Below are 16046 nucleotides of genomic sequence, written 5' to 3'. Positions count from 1 at the left end.
GATTGTTGGAGGTATGAGGTTGGAGGCTGGAAGAAAGGTTGAGGTTGAGGCTGAGGTTGAGTGGGAAGGCGAGAAGAGAGGATGAGGCTGAAATGAGGCAATTCCGGTCTTCGCTCAACCTTAACCTCAACCTTAACCTTCCTCGACCCCTTCAGCAGCCTGCTTACCGTTGCTCGATGGGTACATACCGCCTGCCATGTTCACCGGAATAGATTTGGTCCGGCCGGAACAGTTTGTTTTCGTGAAGCTGCTCCAGCCAGTGAGCCAGCCATCCGGACACTCGAGCCATCGCGAATAGCGGTGTGAACAGATCGGTCTCGATGCCCATCTTCTGGTAGACAATCCCGGAGTAGAAATCGACGTTGGGATAGATCTCCTTCCCCTTCAGTAACTCTGCTGCAACCAACTCCACCTCTAAGGCGACCTCATACAATGGCGAACTGCCACATTCCGTGAAGAGCTGCTCGCAGAGGCCCTGTAGAATCGTCGCACGAGGATCCTTGACTTTGTAGACCCGGTGGCCGAAGCCCATCAGCTTCTTTTTTGCGCGGACCTGTGCTTCGAGATAGGAGCGGACGCGCTTCGGCTCTCCGATCTCCTTCAACATCTGCACGACTTCTTCGTTGGCTCCACCATGCAGCGGCCCCTTCAAGGCGCCGATCGAGGAAGCGACGACCGTGTAGGGATCCGCCAACGTCGAGGCAGTGATCATGCCGGTGAAGGTTGAGGCATTCATCGTGTGCTCGGCATGGAGAATCAAGCTGTCGTCAAAAATATTACCCCAGAGGGCAAGCGGCTCTGTTTCCGTCAGCATGTAGAGAAAGTTTTCCGAAAACCCAAGATCGTCGCGCGGGGGAATATACTCATCCCCGTGCCGCAGCCGCGCCCAGGCCGCGACGATGGTCGGCAGTTTGGCTACGAGACGGACGGCTGACCAGTAGTTGTTGTCGGCGTCTTTGACATGACGGCCTGGGTAAAACATGCCCAAGGCGGCGACGGCGGCTTGCAAGGCGTCCATGGGATGTCCCTGCTCCGGAAGGCATTTCAACAAATCGACAATCTTGAACTTGATGCGACGGTGGTGGACGACGTCCTCGTGCCATTTGGCAAACTGCGGTTGAGTCGGAAGGTGTCCAAATAACAACAGATAGGCGGTTTCAAGATAGGATGATCGCAGGCAAAGTTCTTCGACGCGGATGCCGCGATATTCCAATACGCCTCGCTGTCCGTCCACATCGCTGATCGACGATTTGGCTGCAGGGACGCCGGCGAGCCCCGGCATGAAATCATGTGGCATGGTCCGTATCCTTCATCTGTCTATCAGGATATATGTAGCGTGGGCTGCACGTCTAGCTGGTTTATTTGGTTCATGTGGTTTGTTTAGTTGGTTTGGTTCGAAGCACGAAAGAAACCAAACGAACCAGCTAACCAAATAAACGAAACAAACCAAACAAACTAAATGAACCAAATGAACCAAATGAACAAGCCGGAGGATCTTGAAATGGTCCCTATCGGTTGGCATACTGACTTGAGAGCCGCAGACGGCAAAAAATGTTTGTTTGGTTCATGTGGTTTGTTTAGTTGGTCCGATTCGAAGCACGAAATGAACCAAACAAACCAAATAAACGAGACAAAGATGACTTCGCGCTCGTCTCCCCTCCTGCTGCTGTTCGGTTTCCTGATGCTGGGGACAGCATCCACGGTTCAGGCCGACGGCGAAATTCTTGCCTTTGCGGTCGTGAGCGAGGCGCCAAAAGATAAGGCGCGGGTAGCGGCAAAGGTCTCCATACATGACGCAGTGTCGGATATGAAGCTGCTTGCGTCGGAGACGATACTGAATAATCTAATCTGGAAAAAACTCGAGATCTGTCACGCAATGAAGCTTCACGGATTTAAAGCGGCTGAAGGCTTCCAGGTCGTCACAGTGCACGTGATCGACGCCGGCATGCTGCCGATGTCTTTGCAGTCATTCGCCGGTGACTGTTTGATCAAAAAAGCGATCGAGATCGTGCCGCTGGTAGACTAGTTTGGTTGATTTGGTTTGTTTGGTTTCTTTGGTTTATTTCGTTTGTTTGGTGCGAATGGCTTCTCTCATTCTTCGAACCAAACCAACCAAACAAACGAGACAAACCAAATAAACGAGCGTAACAAGCGCGATACGCGCTTGTTACGCTTGCCGGCATTCCAGGCAGGAGGTTGGTTCTTCTGCTGCCTCACAATCTGCTGAGGTCAAGGGGAAGAGATGTTCGCACTGTTGGCAGGGACGAATTTCGAAGTAGGCGATGCCCTTGTCATCGATGTCAGTGGGCAAGAGCAGCTCCAGCGGGTCATATCCGATTATTCCGCCGTCAGAAAATTTGATGAGGGCCAAACGATCGTTAAAGACCTCAAAGGTTCCTTCCTGCCCTTTCCTGGCCAGGACATGGCCGAGGACGAACACCGGTTGCCCCTTGCGCTTCGTTCGGAGGTCTCGTAGGCTGTGTTGGGTATCTGTGGCGCAGGAAAACTGTCCAGTCGAGCTGGTTCCGAAGATTGGAGTCGGCATCATGTGTGTCTCCGGTTTTCTCTATCACATAGATAAAAATGGCGTCAAGGCAGGCAAGACGCTGAGGAAGGAGTAGAGGTATGGGTGAGGTCACGATTTACCAGAAACCAACCTGCAGCACATGCCGTCAGGCGGTGCAGTTGCTAAAAGACAGCGGCAAGCCCTTCAAGGCCATCAATTACTACGAGAGGCCGTTTACGAAGGCACAACTGAAAAACCTTTTGAAGAAAGCCGGCCTTTCACCGAAGGACATTTTAAGAACGAAAGAGGACATCTACAGGGATCTCGGCTTGGCGAAAAAGACACTGTCGGACGATGAGTGGCTCGATGTGTTGGTGGCCCATCCAGACCTCATTCAACGTCCGATTGTCGAAAAGGGTGAGAAGGCGATCTTGGCCAGACCGGCGGAGTCTGTGAAGACACTGCTGTAGGACGACGGAAGGTTGAGGTTGAGGTTAAGGTTGAGGGGGGAGGCAAACGGTTAGAGGTTTGAGGGAGAGGGTTACCCTCCGCTTTCCTACTCAACCTCAACCTTAGCCTCAAGCTTTCGCGAACGCCGTGCCGGGATACTCGCGGTTGATCCACGTTTCACGACATTCCCTCCTGTCCCCTTGGCCTCATAGAGCGCAAGGTAGGCCGATTTAATCACCAGGCTCAGCGTCGCACTGTCGGTCAGTTTTTCCGCCACGCCGATACTGAGAGTGATCGGAAGCTCTCGATCGCGTCCCCCGGCTTTTGTGGTCCCTCGATGCGCTTCCCATACCCGATCTGATCCCCGGAGGAACAGACTGATCGCTTCCGCTGTTTTCCGGATCGTCTCCAGGATATGCAAAGTTTCTGTGGTCGATTTTCCCGGAAACAGCAGGGTCAGTTCTTCTCCAGTCGCACGGAAGATCTGGCCATCAGTGCAAGCGGCCTGAACTCTGGGTGCAACCAGTTTCAATATCTGCTCGCTGACAGATTTTCCGTGGGTGTTGGCATACTGAGTCAGTTGGTCGATGCTGACGACTGCGACGGAAAAACGTTTTCCGAGTTGCCCGATCGCTTCGTCGTAGGCCAGGCGGCCCGGGATACCGGTGAGTTCATCCCGGTAGGTCCGTTGATACAAAGATTGAAGCAGGGTGACAAAGAGAATCAAGCCGGCCGTCATGAAAAAATTTGCCGATTGCCATCCATACCGGCTGGCGTGATAGGCCGTGAACACGGCACACAATGCCCAGATAGCCCCTCCCTCCAATGGATCACGGTGAAGGATGAATCGTACAAAATGCAGGAGCAGCGCAATGGCAAAGGCACAGAGCGCCGCCTGTGGAATCGGCGTCCAATCTGTGTACTGAGCGGGGATGTACTCGCGTGTGAAAGCGGAGGCCAGGTCTAGCTGGTCTGGAAGGCAGAGCCAGAGCAGCAATGGCTGGATCAGGACGAGTACAATTCTAGTTATGCCACGAAGCGTCGAGAGGGAATCCTCCTTGATGATCGAAAAGGCCAAGAGATTAAGAGGAACGAGAAAAGCCGTCACGCCGACAAGGGTCTGCAGTGTCGTAGCCTGATCGGCCAGTGTCAGCACAAGGAGGGACAGGATCATGCGGCTGCTGGAAAAGTACCAGCCAAAGATGAGCCCGAATGTGAGAACGATATACGGTAGAGCGCCGATCGGCGGCTGCAGCCACATGGGGAGCCCCTGGGGGCGAAGAAATCCGATCGCGATGAGAAAAATCAGTCCTCCGGGGAAGAACAGGGCAAGGAGAGGTTTCGAGAGCAGACTTAGCATTGGTTTGTTTTGTTTGTTTGGTCCAGCTGGTTTGTTTGGTTGGTTCGGTCCGAAGCACAAAAGAAACCAAAGAAACTAAATGAACCAAATGAACCGCATCTCGCTCGTTTGGTGCCAGATCCGTACCCGGCCACCATCGATCTAGGAATGGAGTCCACAGAAACCGACAAGGCGACATGACTGAAAAACCATGGCTTTGCGGGGCGAAATTTGGCTCTTCCGATCAGGCAGTCGGAAGCAGTGAAGGTTGGGGGCGAGGCAGGGGCGTTTTTGAACAGTACTGGAAGATTGTTGTGGGAAAGGGAAGTCAGAACTGGTTTGTTTGGTTTGTTTAGTTATTTGGTTTAACGAGATCAACTAAAGCAACCAAACAAACAAGACAAACCAAACAAACGTTCCTATAACCCTCCCCGGGTCAGCCGCAGCGAACCCGAATTCTTATCCACGCTGATCGTGACCGCTCCCTCCAAGACTTGTAGCATTAGATTGCCGACTAATTGTCGTCGCCAGCCACGGAGGATCGGAACATCGAGAGTGGCTCGGTTCTGTTTGCCCTCCAAGAGTGTTTGCAGGTCGGCGCTGGTAGCAATCATGGTGGGGGCGATCCCCTCCTCTGCTGCGCGGGCCTTCAGGACAGCCTGCAGCAGCTCGACGACGCCGGTTGACTCAGGGTCCGGTTTTCTCTCGCTCGGGACCGCCGGCCATGCAGATGGGGGGAGTGCCAGTGCCGATGTGATAGAGGCCAGCAGTTGTCCCCCATGGCGATCGACCTCAGAGGAATGGACGCCGCGGAGACCACGGAGGTCATTGAGCGATTTGGGTGGATGGCGAGCCAGTTGGAGAAGCACCTCGTCTCGCATGACCCGCCCGCGGGGCACATTCCGGCGTCGGGCTTCCGCTTCCCTCCAGGCAGCCAACTCACGAAGTATCGCAGCCCCTTTGGGCTTGAGCGTTTCCCAGCCTCTAATTCTTTGGTAGCGTTCCTGCGGCTCCCGGCTCTTTTCCCCCACCGCCGTTTCGAGTCGGGCAAATTCCTCGTCGACCCACTCCGAACGGCCGAGCGTATTCAGACGATCCTGCAGATGTGTATGGATTGACAGCAGGAATTCGACGTCTTCCAGCGCATACGAAATCTGGTCGTCCGAAAGGGGGCGTGCGCTCCAGTTGGTAAAGGTATGGGCTTTGGCCAGCTTCGTGCCGTGGAGACGTTGAACCAGGTTGGCATAGGCGATTTGGGCTCCGTATCCGACCATGGCTGCGGCGATCTGCGTATCGAAAAACGGCTTGGGGATCTGCCCTGCATGGGTGGCAAAGAGATCGAGATCTTGCCGCCCGGCGTGCACGATCTTGGCGACCTTGGGATCGCAGATGAGTTCCCAGAATATGTCGAGCGAGCCGCTGGCTTGCACGGCGGGAAAGTCGATCACGGCAGCGGTGCCGGCAGTGGCGACTTGAATCAGCTCGAGTCGCGGGATGAAGGTGTCTTCACCGACGAACTCGGTATCCAGAGCCAACCGCGGGCTTTGCCTCAAGACCTTGCAGAGAGATTCAAGCGCAGGCTGGTCGGTCACATATTGGGCCGGTGGATGAGCTGTCACGTGGGGTTCATTCTGTAGGGCGGTAGGCGGCGTCCGGGGGCCGCGGTGGCTCCACATTGCTGAGGCTCAAGTATTCCTTGAGGAATTGATACGCCTCCAACATGCGGCGCAACTCCGGTTCAGCACTCCGGTCGCCGTTATTCGAATCCGGATGGAATTGCTTCGCCTTTTGACGAAATGCCGCTGTGACATCGGCGAGCGAACTGCCGAATTCTACTCCCATCGCGGCATAGGCGTCCATGGCGTTGTTGATGTTGCTCGACCCTTGCGAAAAGTCCCCTCCTCCTCCACCAGCCGCTTTCAACATATCGGCCAGGCTGACTTTCCTGCGCCGGCGACGGGGACGCTCTCGAATCTCACTGTCGAAATCATCCCATCGATCTTCCACAAACTCCAGACGGGATTCCAAACGCATCGCACCGGCGAGATCCCGGATCTCCCCGATTTCATCTTCAATCTGGGCCAGCGACTTGAGGATTTCCTCCAGCCCTTCTTCAATACGGAAGAAACTGTCGACCCGCTCCAGCATCATGGTGTCGACGGCAACCTCAAGACTATCTTCGGCCTTCGGACGCAAGGACTCGATCCGCCGTCTCATGCCATTCTGAAACTTGATAAATTTACGTTGTGAAAAAGGCATAGCTCGTAGACGAAAGGTTGAGGTTGAGGTTAAGGTTGAGTTCGGAGAATGGACACAGAATTATAATCAGCTTCCCCGCTCCTAACCCTTGATTAGAACATCAACTTCTCTTTTACCTCTGCGCTCAACCTTCTCCCATTGGGGCGCATTCTAGCATAGGCTAGCCCCGTGCCTGAAGTGCTGAAAATAGGGAAGAAAATGGGAGAATTGCCGGTCAGGCCGACGGGATGTCGTTGCCTGGCTTACTGCGGCGGCGTGCCAGGCCTGTCTCGCGCGCAGCTGCTGCCACGGCTTTTGCCACGCGCGGGACAACAGTCTTATCGAAGACGCTTGGAACGATGTAGTCCGCTCCGAGTGCCGCAGTGGGAATGGTCTCAGCGAGAGCTTTTGCCGCGGCGAGTTTCATGGCTTCATTGATGTCGCGTGCCTGCACGTCGAGCGCGCCTCGAAAGATGCCGGGAAACGCGAGCGCGTTGTTGATTTGATTCGGATAATCCGAGCGCCCCGTCGCGAAAATCCGGCAGTGCGACGCGGCAAGCTCAGGAGCGACTTCCGGGTCAGGATTGGCCATCGCAAAGACGATGCGATCTACCGCCATCAGATCCAGATCTTCTGCAGTGAGGATATGGCCGACGGATAATCCGATAAAGACATCGGCTCCCTTCAGCGCATCCCTGAGGGTGCCCTGAGGACGGTCTTTGGTCATACAGGGGGTGAGATCTGTCCGGCAGGCTCTCAGCTGCTCGCCGTCTCCTCGCAAGACGATACCATTCGGCTCGCACCCGATTAAGTGAGAGAGACCGGCAGCCAGTAGCATTCTGCAGCAGGCGGTTCCAGCTGCGCCAAGGCCGTTGACCACGACGTGGATGTCTTCCATCCGTTTCCCGACGACCTTGAGCGCATTGGTCAAGGCGGCGAGGATGACCACGGCTGTGCCGTGCTGATCGTCATGCATGACGGGAATATCCAGCGTACTTTTCAACCGGCGTTCGATCTCGAAACAACGAGGCGAACTGATATCTTCCAGATTGATGGCGCCGAACCCGGGGGCGATGGCCTGAACGGTACGCACGATCTCATCGGGATCCTGGGTATTGAGGCAGATGGGCCATGCATCGATGTCCGCCAGCTCTTTGAACAGCATGGCTTTCCCTTCCATCACCGGTAACGCAGCTTCAGGGCCGAGATTGCCGAGCCCCAACACTGCCGACCCGTCTGTGACGACGGCAACGGAGTTGCCTTTGCTGGTAAAGACATGGACCTTCGTCTTGTCCTTCGCGATCGCCTGCGAGACGCGCCCGACTCCCGGCGTATAGACCATCGACAAGAGGTTTCTGGTTGTGATGGGGAACTTGCATTGGATGTGAATCTTTCCACCGAGATGGAGAAGAAAAATCCGATCGGAAGCCGAGAGTACCTTCACGTCCGGTAATGCGGCGATCCGAGCGAGCACCTTCTCTCCATGGGCTTCGTTGTGGACATCGAAGGTCACGTCCGGCACCATGCGGTCGGCCGTGGCAGAAGCAATATCCACCGCGCACAAGTTCGCGCCTTCCTCAGCCAGAATCGCAGCAACCTTGGCAAACATGCCTGGTATGTTGGCGAGTTCCATGCGAACAGTCAGGCGGTAGTTCGAATACGGCCCGTTGTCATTCATGGCTAATCCCCTGGTGGGTCTGTTTGGTTTATTTGGTTTGTTTCGTTATTTAGTGCGGTTGGTCCGAACAACAAAATAAACCAAACAAACCAAATAAACCGGCTTCGCTCCGTTGCTCCGTTAGATTACCACAACAGCGATCAAGAGCTGGAGCAGAACGGTAGTTGTTTGTTTGGTTCATTCAGAAGCCATCGCAGGCTGTTCAGAAAGGCCGTCCAGCAAGGCCGCAGCAAGCGACGAGGCGAAGCGTACTCTCTGCAGTACGTTGAGCCTCTGAGCGCCGCGAGAACGCCGCTGGCGGACTTTGTCAACAGCCTGCTAAATCAACCAAATCAACCAGTTGGGAAGATGGGGTCGGTTCTTGACTTTGCACTACGTCACTTCTATCGTATCGCCTCATGGCTCGCCCACTCCGTCTCGAATTCCCTGGCGCGCTCTACCACATCACCGCCCGGGGCAACGCGCAGCAGTCCATCTTCGTGGATGACACAGATCGGCAGCAGTTTATCCGCTTGCTCGGTCGGGAAATTTCGCAGCAACATTGGCGATGCTACACCTATTGCTTGATGGGCAATCACTATCATCTTGTGATCGAAACGCCAGAGCCCAATCTCAGTCGAGGCCTGAAACGACTCCACGGCACCTACACACAATGGTTCAATCGCCGTCACCACCGTGTTGGGCACGTGCTGCAGGGCCGATTTAAGAGCCTCCTTGTGGAAAAGGAAAACTATTTGCAAGAACTGTGTCGTTATGTCGTGCTAAATCCGGTTCGAGCCGGCATGGTGAACACAGTGGGAGCGTGGGCGTGGAGCAGCTATCGAGCCACCGTAGGAACACACGCAGCACCAGATTGGCTCGACACTGCGACCGTACTCTCACTCTTCGAGAGCAACATGGCGAATGCTCGAATGGCATACCAACGCTTCGTCACGGAGGGGATCCACCAGCCTTCACCGTGGAAAGATGTGACGGGCCAAATTTTTCTTGGAGGTCCGGATTTCCTCGAGCGGATCGAACAACTCGTGCGCGGGAAGCCTGTGACGAATGTGCCGACCGTTCAGACCCGTCCGACTCGTCTGACTCCCGAAGATGTCATCCAGCACGTCGCTGTGGCCTATCGACTTCACCCGGGCGCCCTGCTCAATCGTTCCCACCGCGAGGCGTATCAAACAGCCGTATACTTGCTGCGGCGCGCCGCGAACGAACCCTTGCAGACCGTGGCCATGCGTTTTCGCATTTCGCCTTCTCGGGTTTCGAAAATTCAAACCGCGCTAGAAGCTGCGGCGCTCACTCCGCCGCAAGCGCGGCTCTTTGCCAAGTGCAAAGTCAAGAACTGACCCCTCACTGATTGACCCTTCTCCGACCACGATGCTACCGTAGCGCCATGTCTACGTCACCGGAAGCAGCAAGGTCCAATCGTCTCGTCCACGAAACCAGTCCCTATCTCCTCCAGCATGCCTCGAACCCGGTCGACTGGTATCCCTGGGGGCCGGAGGCGCTTCAGGCAGCGAAATCACAGAACCGTCCCATCCTGCTCTCGATCGGATATTCTGCCTGCCATTGGTGTCACGTCATGGAGCGGGAATCGTTCGAGAACGAGACCATTGCTTCGCTCATGAACCAGCATTTTGTCTGCATCAAAGTCGACCGGGAAGAACGCCCGGATCTCGATGAGATCTACATGCAGGCGACCGTCACCCTCAATCATGGACAGGGTGGATGGCCCATGACTGTGTTCCTCACGCCGGATCAGCAGCCGTTCTTTGCCGGCACCTATTTCCCTCCGGACGACCGCTGGGGCCGCCCGGGGTTCCCCAGCCTGCTCAAGAAGATCGCCGAAGCCTGGGCGACAGACTCCGCCGACCTCACAAATCAAGCGCGTCAATTGACCGAACGATTGAAAAGTGAAGTCAAATCGGCCTCCCCTATCTCCGTCAGTGTCTCCCTGCTCGATGAAGCGGTGACGCAATTCCGTGAGGATTTCGATGAGCGCCACGGCGGATTCGGCAACGCGCCGAAATTTCCCCCCTCGGCAGGGCTCTCCCTGCTCCTCCGTTGCTACCGGCGAACAGGGGACAGCCGCACGCTGCAGATGGTCACAAGCACGCTCGATGCGATGGCGGACGGGGGGATCTACGACCATATCGGCGGAGGGTTCGCGCGCTACTCCACCGACCAGCGCTGGCTGGTTCCCCATTTCGAGAAGATGCTCTACGACAATGCGCTTCTGGCCCGGACGTACCTGGAAGCCTATCAAGTCACCAAGCGGGCCTCCTACCGCCAGGTCACGATGGACGTGCTCGACTATATTCTCCGGGAAATGACCGATCCGTCCGGAGGATTCTACTCCGCGACGGATGCGGATTCGGAAGGGGTCGAAGGAAAATTCTTCGTCTGGACGCCGGCGGAAATCCAGGCCGCGCTGCAGAATGAGGAAGATACCCGCCGCTTCTGTGCCTGCTACGATATTACCGAGCCGGGGAATTGGGAACATCGGAGCATCCCGAACCGGCTGCGTCCCATGGAAGCCGTAGCCAAGGAATTGAACCTCACAGTTGATGAGCTCAACGAGACGGTCCAACGTGTCCGTCCCCTCCTCTATCGCGCCCGTCAACAGCGCATCCCGCCCGCACTCGACGACAAGATCATTACGGCCTGGAACGGCATGATGATGTCAGCCATGGCCGAGGCCGGCCGGGTATTGGGCATCACACGTTTTACCGAAGGAGCGATGAAGGCGGCAGACTTCCTCCTCGCCTTGCACCGGACTCCCGAGGGGAATCTGCTCCGCACATCCCGGCAGGGCCGTGCCCACCTCGACGCGGTGCTGGAGGACTACGCCTATCTGGCGGAGGGGTTGATCGATCTCTACGAAGCCTGCGGGCAGGAACGGTATCTCACTGCCGCGCTTCAACTGGGCGAGCGGATGGTGGGCTCGTTTCACGATAAGGAGCAGGGAGGGTTCTACACCACAGCGGAAACGCATGAACCCTTGATCATCCGGGCGCGCGAAGGGGCAGATGGCGCGACGCCCAGTGGAAATGCCGTCGCAGTCTCAGCCCTGGCGAGACTCTCGTTTCACTTCGATCGCCATGACTTGCGTGAAGCGGCGATCGGCGGGATTCGTTCCTACGGACGGCAGATGGCCCGCTATCCGAGGGCCTTTGCCAAGAGCCTTGCTGCCGTCGATTTGCTGGCGGAAGGACCGATTGAATTGGCGTTGATCGGAGCCGCCGGCGACCCGGGACTAGAGGGATTGCAGCTCGCCGTACGCGAGGTATTCCTCCCCAATCGGGTCATCGCCTCCAGCGATGGGACCGGCACCCAGTCCAGCCATCCCCTGCTGGCCGGGAAGGGGTTGGTGGAGGGGAAGGCGGCCCTCTACATCTGCCGGAACTTTTCCTGTCAGCGTCCCCTCACCGATCCGAAAGAGGTGACTGAAGCGCTGCTGTCAGAATCGCAGCGAAAGGAGCAGTCAACCAGACAGACACTTCTGCAAGGAACGGCCCTTCCCGGATCTGCCAGCGCAGAGGGGACAGCGAGATATGCCGCGCGCATCCTGAGCCGATCACGCCAGAATCTCCGTATGGAGCATGGCTATAGCCGGTTCGGCAACAGTCCCTTGACGACATCACGATTGGGGTTCGGGACCTATCGTGTCGACACCAGAGACGCCGAGCATCGAGACGCACTCACGAAGGCCCTACGGGAAGGCGTCAACCTGATCGATACGTCGACGAATTATATGGATGGCGACAGTGAGCGCCTCGTCGGTTCTGTCTTGCGCGACTTGATCAAGGGCGGTGAGCTGACCCGTGAAGAAGTCATCGTTGTCTCGAAGATCGGCTATGTCCAAGGGGACAACTTGAAACAGGCGGAGAAACGGGAAAAGGCCGGGCGCCCCTATCCAGAGATGGTCAAATATGGGGACGGCATCTGGCACTGTATCCACCCTGAGTATCTGGCCGATCAACTCACCCTGTCATTGGACCGTCTAGGGCTGGCCACCCTCGATGTCTGTCTCCTGCATAACCCTGAATATTTCCTGTCGGAGGCAGCCCATCATGGGGGGAGAGATCTTGAGAAAGCGCGGGAGACCTTTTACCGCCGGATTGAACAGGCCTTCACATTTTTTGAGTCGCAGGTCGCTGCCGGACGGATCCGGTCTTATGGTGTATCGTCGAATACGGTCACGGCCGAGCCTTCGAATGCAGAAGCGACGTCCCTCTCCCGTCTCTGCGATGCGGCGCGAGTTGCCGCGAAAGCACAGGGCCTAGACCGCCACCACTTTGCGGTGCTGCAATGCCCCATGAATCTCCATGAAGCAGGCGCGCTGGTGATGCCCAACACGGGTTTAGGTCAGCAAGCGACGGTATTAGAGGTGGCGCAACGGGAAGGCATCGCGGTCCTGGTCAATCGCCCGCTCAATGCCATGCCGACAAAACAGACCGGTGTCGTCCGGCTGGCGGATTTTCCGCTCTACGGCGATCCGGTGGACTTCGACAAGCAATGTGCCATGGTCGCAGAACTTGAAGAAGAATATCGAAAGTCCATCGCCCCATCCGTCCAACTCAGCGCGCAAGGCATGGCCCCCTCCGACTTCTTCAACTGGGCCGCCGAGCTTACGCGCGTGCGCCAGCAGATCCAGGGATTGGAACATTGGGAGCAGATCGAACAACAGATGATCGCGCCGCATGTGAATCAAGTGCTGCAGGCCTTGTCCCGGCATCTGACCGGAACTGCTGCTGAGCAATGGGAGGCCTGGCGGGATCGCTATGTGCCGCAGCTACTCACGCTGTTGCGCGGGCTCCGCAGAGAAGCGACAGAACGCAGTCGTGCCAAAACTGCCTCGTTGTCGGCGACCCTCAATCCCCTCTTGCCGGAAGCAAGGCGAGGAGAATCTCTGTCCCGTAAAGCCCTGTGGATCCTGACGAGCACGCCCGGCGTGACCTGCGTGTTGAACGGCATGCGCTCCCCTGCCTACGCAGAAGATTCGATGGCGGTCATGGGATGGGAGCCTCTCCGGGAGGTAAGGAAGGTGTACGAAAAGATGAGGGAGGAAATGTAGAGGAGGTTTGTTTGGTTTGTTTAGTTTGTTTGGTTGATTCGGACGAATCAGGTAGAAGGCCCGCTTGATGAACTAAACAAACCAAATGAACTAAATAAACCAAATAAACAGTTCTAGTCTCTTGCCCAGAAGATGTAGAAGAGGTTTATTTGGTCTGTTTGGTTATTTGGTTGAAGAAGGCCCGTTCGATGAACCAAATAAACCAAATGAACTAAACAAACTAAACAAACCAGCCTAGTCTCTTGTCGATATCAGCCGCGCGATCGCTTTGCCGAGCCAGGACCGGTCGCTATCATCCTCTCGTTTGCCGTGGCCATTCCCGTTGCCATTACTGGAATGTTTCTGCTTTGAGGACAGATCCCTGGCCCGCTGGGCCGCGTCCTTATAACGAGGGTTCGCCTGAGCGATCCGGCGGTAAATGGGCGCCGCTTCTGCTTTTTCCCCCGCTGATTCCAGCGTCCGCGCGAGAAAATACTGGACGTCCATCGTTTCCTGGGGAGTCGCCGACTCATCCTTCAACGCAGAGCGGAAGGCCTGAATCGCCGCCTGATAGTCTCCCGTCGACCTGTGGCAGAGGCCGATCTGTGCCTGGGCCTTCAGCCCCATGGACGGGGCCTTCCCCGACTGCTCGAGCATCTCGGCCATCTCGAGCATATTGATCGCCTCTCTGAACCGGCCTTCCCGCCTCATGGCGACTCCCTTTTCATAGAAGGGTTCAGGGGCGCCGATCGAAGGGGTGTCTGTAAAATCCCGGGATGCACTGGCCTGCCTCGGCTGTGATGAGCCCGGCTGCGGAGGAGCTGCATCGATCTCGGTAGGATCTTCCGGAGCGCAGGCCAACGCGCAGAGATCTTCGAGCGTCGCGATCGGGAGAATCCCACCCTTGCTTCGATCGAACGCGGCTTGTGCGACCAGCTTGGAGGTGATCACCCTCGCCTGCTCCGCGTACCCATAGGTCAAGGCGACATCGCAGACCTGATTGATCAGGCGAGGATTGCCTCGCGTCAAACGATGCACCAGCGCACAGGCTTTATCCGTGAACAGTGAGGGATGCCCGCCGGCAACCTGTATCCGGTGACGGATGCACATCCCTGTTTCCTCTTCCGAAAGCGGGTCCAAGTGGTAGTCCACGACAATCCGTTGGGCAAGCTGGGTCATGTCGATGCGCCGGAGCAGGGTATGGAGGTCCGGCTGGCCGGACAGGATGATCTGCAGCTTCAACGTTTTTCCATCGTTCAAATTGGACAAAAGCCGCAATTCTTCGAGCAAGTCTGAGCCAAGGCTCTGGGCTTCATCGATGATCAGAATGACCCGCCGGTTCTGTTTCGACTCGTGGGTCAGAAACTCAGAAAAGACATGATAGGCCTCGACCGGATCAAGTTTGTGCTTGCTCAATCCGAGAGACAAGAGAATCCAGGGCAGGAGGTGCTCAACATCGTAGCGGGCATTTGTGACGAGGCCGATCGTATGCTTTGTCCCATGCTCGGCTACAAGTTTCTGTAAGAGGGACGTCTTGCCCATCCCCGGATCGCCGGTGAAGACCATAAACGGCGCTTCATTGATCAGGCCATACTCCAGGAGGCTGTAGGCAGCACGATGCGTCGAGCCGGGATACAAAAAGTCGTGATCCGGCAGCAGCGCGAATGGTTTAGTCTTGAGTCCGTAGAAAGTCTCGTACATATCAGATCGGAAGGTTAAGGTTGAGGTTAAGGTTGAGTTCGAGCTTCGAAATTCCTAATTCAGAATTGCGAATTCTCAATCTCTCTCTACCCAACCATGATCTCAACCTTCTTCATTCCCCTCCTAGCTCAACCTTAACCTCAACCTTAACCTTTCTTCCCGCCTCCACCCTCCCACTTACCACTCACTACTCACTACTTACTACTCCTCCACTTCGTTCGAGAGCATCTTTCTCATGCTTCTCGGCGTCGCAGACAAGTGCCCGGCTTTATTCAATACCGTTCCCAACAGGGGATGGGATTTTGTGACCAGCGACATGGCGCTCTTCACCTCTTCAGCCGTGGTTTTCCCCTCCTCCACGACAAGGAGCAGCGCGTCCGTATAGGGAGCAAACGCCAGCACGTCTGCTGTGTGCAGCAGCGGGGGAAGGTCAAATACTACAATCCTTGAACGGTAGCGATGCCTCATCTCTTGGACTAAGGTCACCATTTTGGGTGACGTCAGCAGTTCTGTCGAATTGGACACAGCCACTCCTCCCGGCAGGAAGACAAGGCGATCGATCCCCGGATGCAGCAAGAGATCTTCGAGCGGCTCGTCATCCAACAGATAGTCCGTGAGGCCGGGGCAATCGTCGCCGAGGCCGAAGACTTCGTGCACCGCCGGCCTCATGAGATTCGCGTCAACGAGAAGCACCGTCTGGGTTGTCTCCATCGCAAGACTTACCGCCAGGTTCACGGCGGTCAATGTCTTGCCTTCACCCTCATCCGGACTGGTGATGCCTATCACATTCCACGCGTTCTCTCGCAGACGATGCATGACCTGGGTCCGCAAAATCTTAAAGGCATCGACAAACGGTCCCTTGTCATAAGCCGTCATGACTCGCTGCTCACGAAGCCAGGAGAGTGGAATTTCCAGAGACCTCGTCCTCGTATAGACGATGGGGTCAAGAGGCACAGGTTGGGTGTCGACAGGCATGGCCGCTGCCGGCCTGCTGCCCTGTGACCTGATAGCAGCATGACCCTGCCGGCTCTGCTGTTTATTCTTATGAAGCTGCAACGCAGCCCGGAAACGGTCCATGTCTTCT

General features: G+C 56.2%; 12 protein-coding genes. 4 read left to right on the top strand and 8 right to left on the bottom strand.

The features are described from left to right. Window positions 1-163: 163 nt before the first annotated feature. Window positions 164-1297 (bottom strand): citrate synthase, encoded by a 1134-nt coding sequence (locus HZB34_09495; protein MBI5316193.1) that lies wholly within the window; start codon window positions 1295-1297, stop codon window positions 164-166. 180 nt (window positions 1298-1477) lie between these two features. Between HZB34_09495 and HZB34_09490 the strand changes: the two genes are divergently transcribed. Continuing rightward, window positions 1478-2026 (top strand): hypothetical protein, encoded by a 549-nt coding sequence (locus HZB34_09490; GenBank protein ID MBI5316192.1) that lies wholly within the window; start codon window positions 1478-1480, stop codon window positions 2024-2026. A gap of 141 nt (window positions 2027-2167) precedes the next feature. Here the strand turns inward: HZB34_09490 and HZB34_09485 are convergent, their stop codons facing one another. After that, window positions 2168-2548, bottom strand: coding sequence for a hypothetical protein (locus HZB34_09485; GenBank protein ID MBI5316191.1), 381 nt, complete (start codon window positions 2546-2548; stop codon window positions 2168-2170). A gap of 77 nt (window positions 2549-2625) precedes the next feature. Here HZB34_09485 and arsC point away from each other — a divergent pair, with 77 nt between their 5' ends. Continuing rightward, window positions 2626-2976, top strand: a complete 351-nt coding sequence (arsC, locus tag HZB34_09480; protein ID MBI5316190.1) for an arsenate reductase (glutaredoxin) — start codon at window positions 2626-2628, stop codon at window positions 2974-2976. An 86-nt stretch (window positions 2977-3062) separates the two neighbouring features. On the opposite strand, the gene HZB34_09475 is transcribed toward arsC, so the two are convergent. The 4 genes from HZB34_09475 to HZB34_09460 form a co-directional block, all read right to left on the bottom strand. Then, entirely contained in the window at window positions 3063-4316 is a 1254-nt protein-coding gene (locus tag HZB34_09475; GenBank protein MBI5316189.1) for a GGDEF domain-containing protein, read from the bottom strand. 398 nt (window positions 4317-4714) lie between these two features. Next, on the bottom strand, window positions 4715-5914 hold the full coding sequence (gene rnd / locus HZB34_09470; GenBank protein ID MBI5316188.1) for a ribonuclease D: 1200 nt from the start codon (window positions 5912-5914) through the stop codon (window positions 4715-4717). Between the two features lie 7 nt (window positions 5915-5921). Next, on the bottom strand, window positions 5922-6554 hold the full coding sequence (locus tag HZB34_09465; protein MBI5316187.1) for a J domain-containing protein: 633 nt from the start codon (window positions 6552-6554) through the stop codon (window positions 5922-5924). Between the two features lie 214 nt (window positions 6555-6768). Continuing rightward, window positions 6769-8211, bottom strand: a complete 1443-nt coding sequence (locus HZB34_09460; GenBank protein MBI5316186.1) for an NAD-dependent malic enzyme — start codon at window positions 8209-8211, stop codon at window positions 6769-6771. Between the two features lie 398 nt (window positions 8212-8609). On the opposite strand from HZB34_09460, the gene HZB34_09455 reads away from it, so the two are divergent. After that, window positions 8610-9551: a transposase gene (locus tag HZB34_09455; GenBank protein ID MBI5316185.1), complete on the top strand. Its 942-nt coding sequence runs from the start codon at window positions 8610-8612 to the stop codon at window positions 9549-9551. A gap of 47 nt (window positions 9552-9598) precedes the next feature. Then, window positions 9599-13282, top strand: coding sequence for a DUF255 domain-containing protein (locus HZB34_09450; GenBank protein ID MBI5316184.1), 3684 nt, complete (start codon window positions 9599-9601; stop codon window positions 13280-13282). Window positions 13283-13516: 234 nt separating this feature from the next. Here HZB34_09450 and HZB34_09445 read toward each other — a convergent pair whose 3' ends face one another. After that, window positions 13517-14962: an AAA family ATPase gene (locus tag HZB34_09445; GenBank protein MBI5316183.1), complete on the bottom strand. Its 1446-nt coding sequence runs from the start codon at window positions 14960-14962 to the stop codon at window positions 13517-13519. Window positions 14963-15163: 201 nt separating this feature from the next. Next, window positions 15164-16039, bottom strand: coding sequence for a CpsD/CapB family tyrosine-protein kinase (locus HZB34_09440; protein MBI5316182.1), 876 nt, complete (start codon window positions 16037-16039; stop codon window positions 15164-15166). Window positions 16040-16046: the final 7 nt, after the last annotated feature.

The sequence above is a fragment of the Nitrospirota bacterium genome, assembly GCA_016219645.1.
Taxonomy (GTDB): Bacteria; Nitrospirota; Nitrospiria; order Nitrospirales; family Nitrospiraceae; genus Palsa-1315.
The sequence above is the reverse complement of the archived record's forward strand: the minus strand, read 5'-3'. Positions and strand labels throughout refer to the sequence as shown.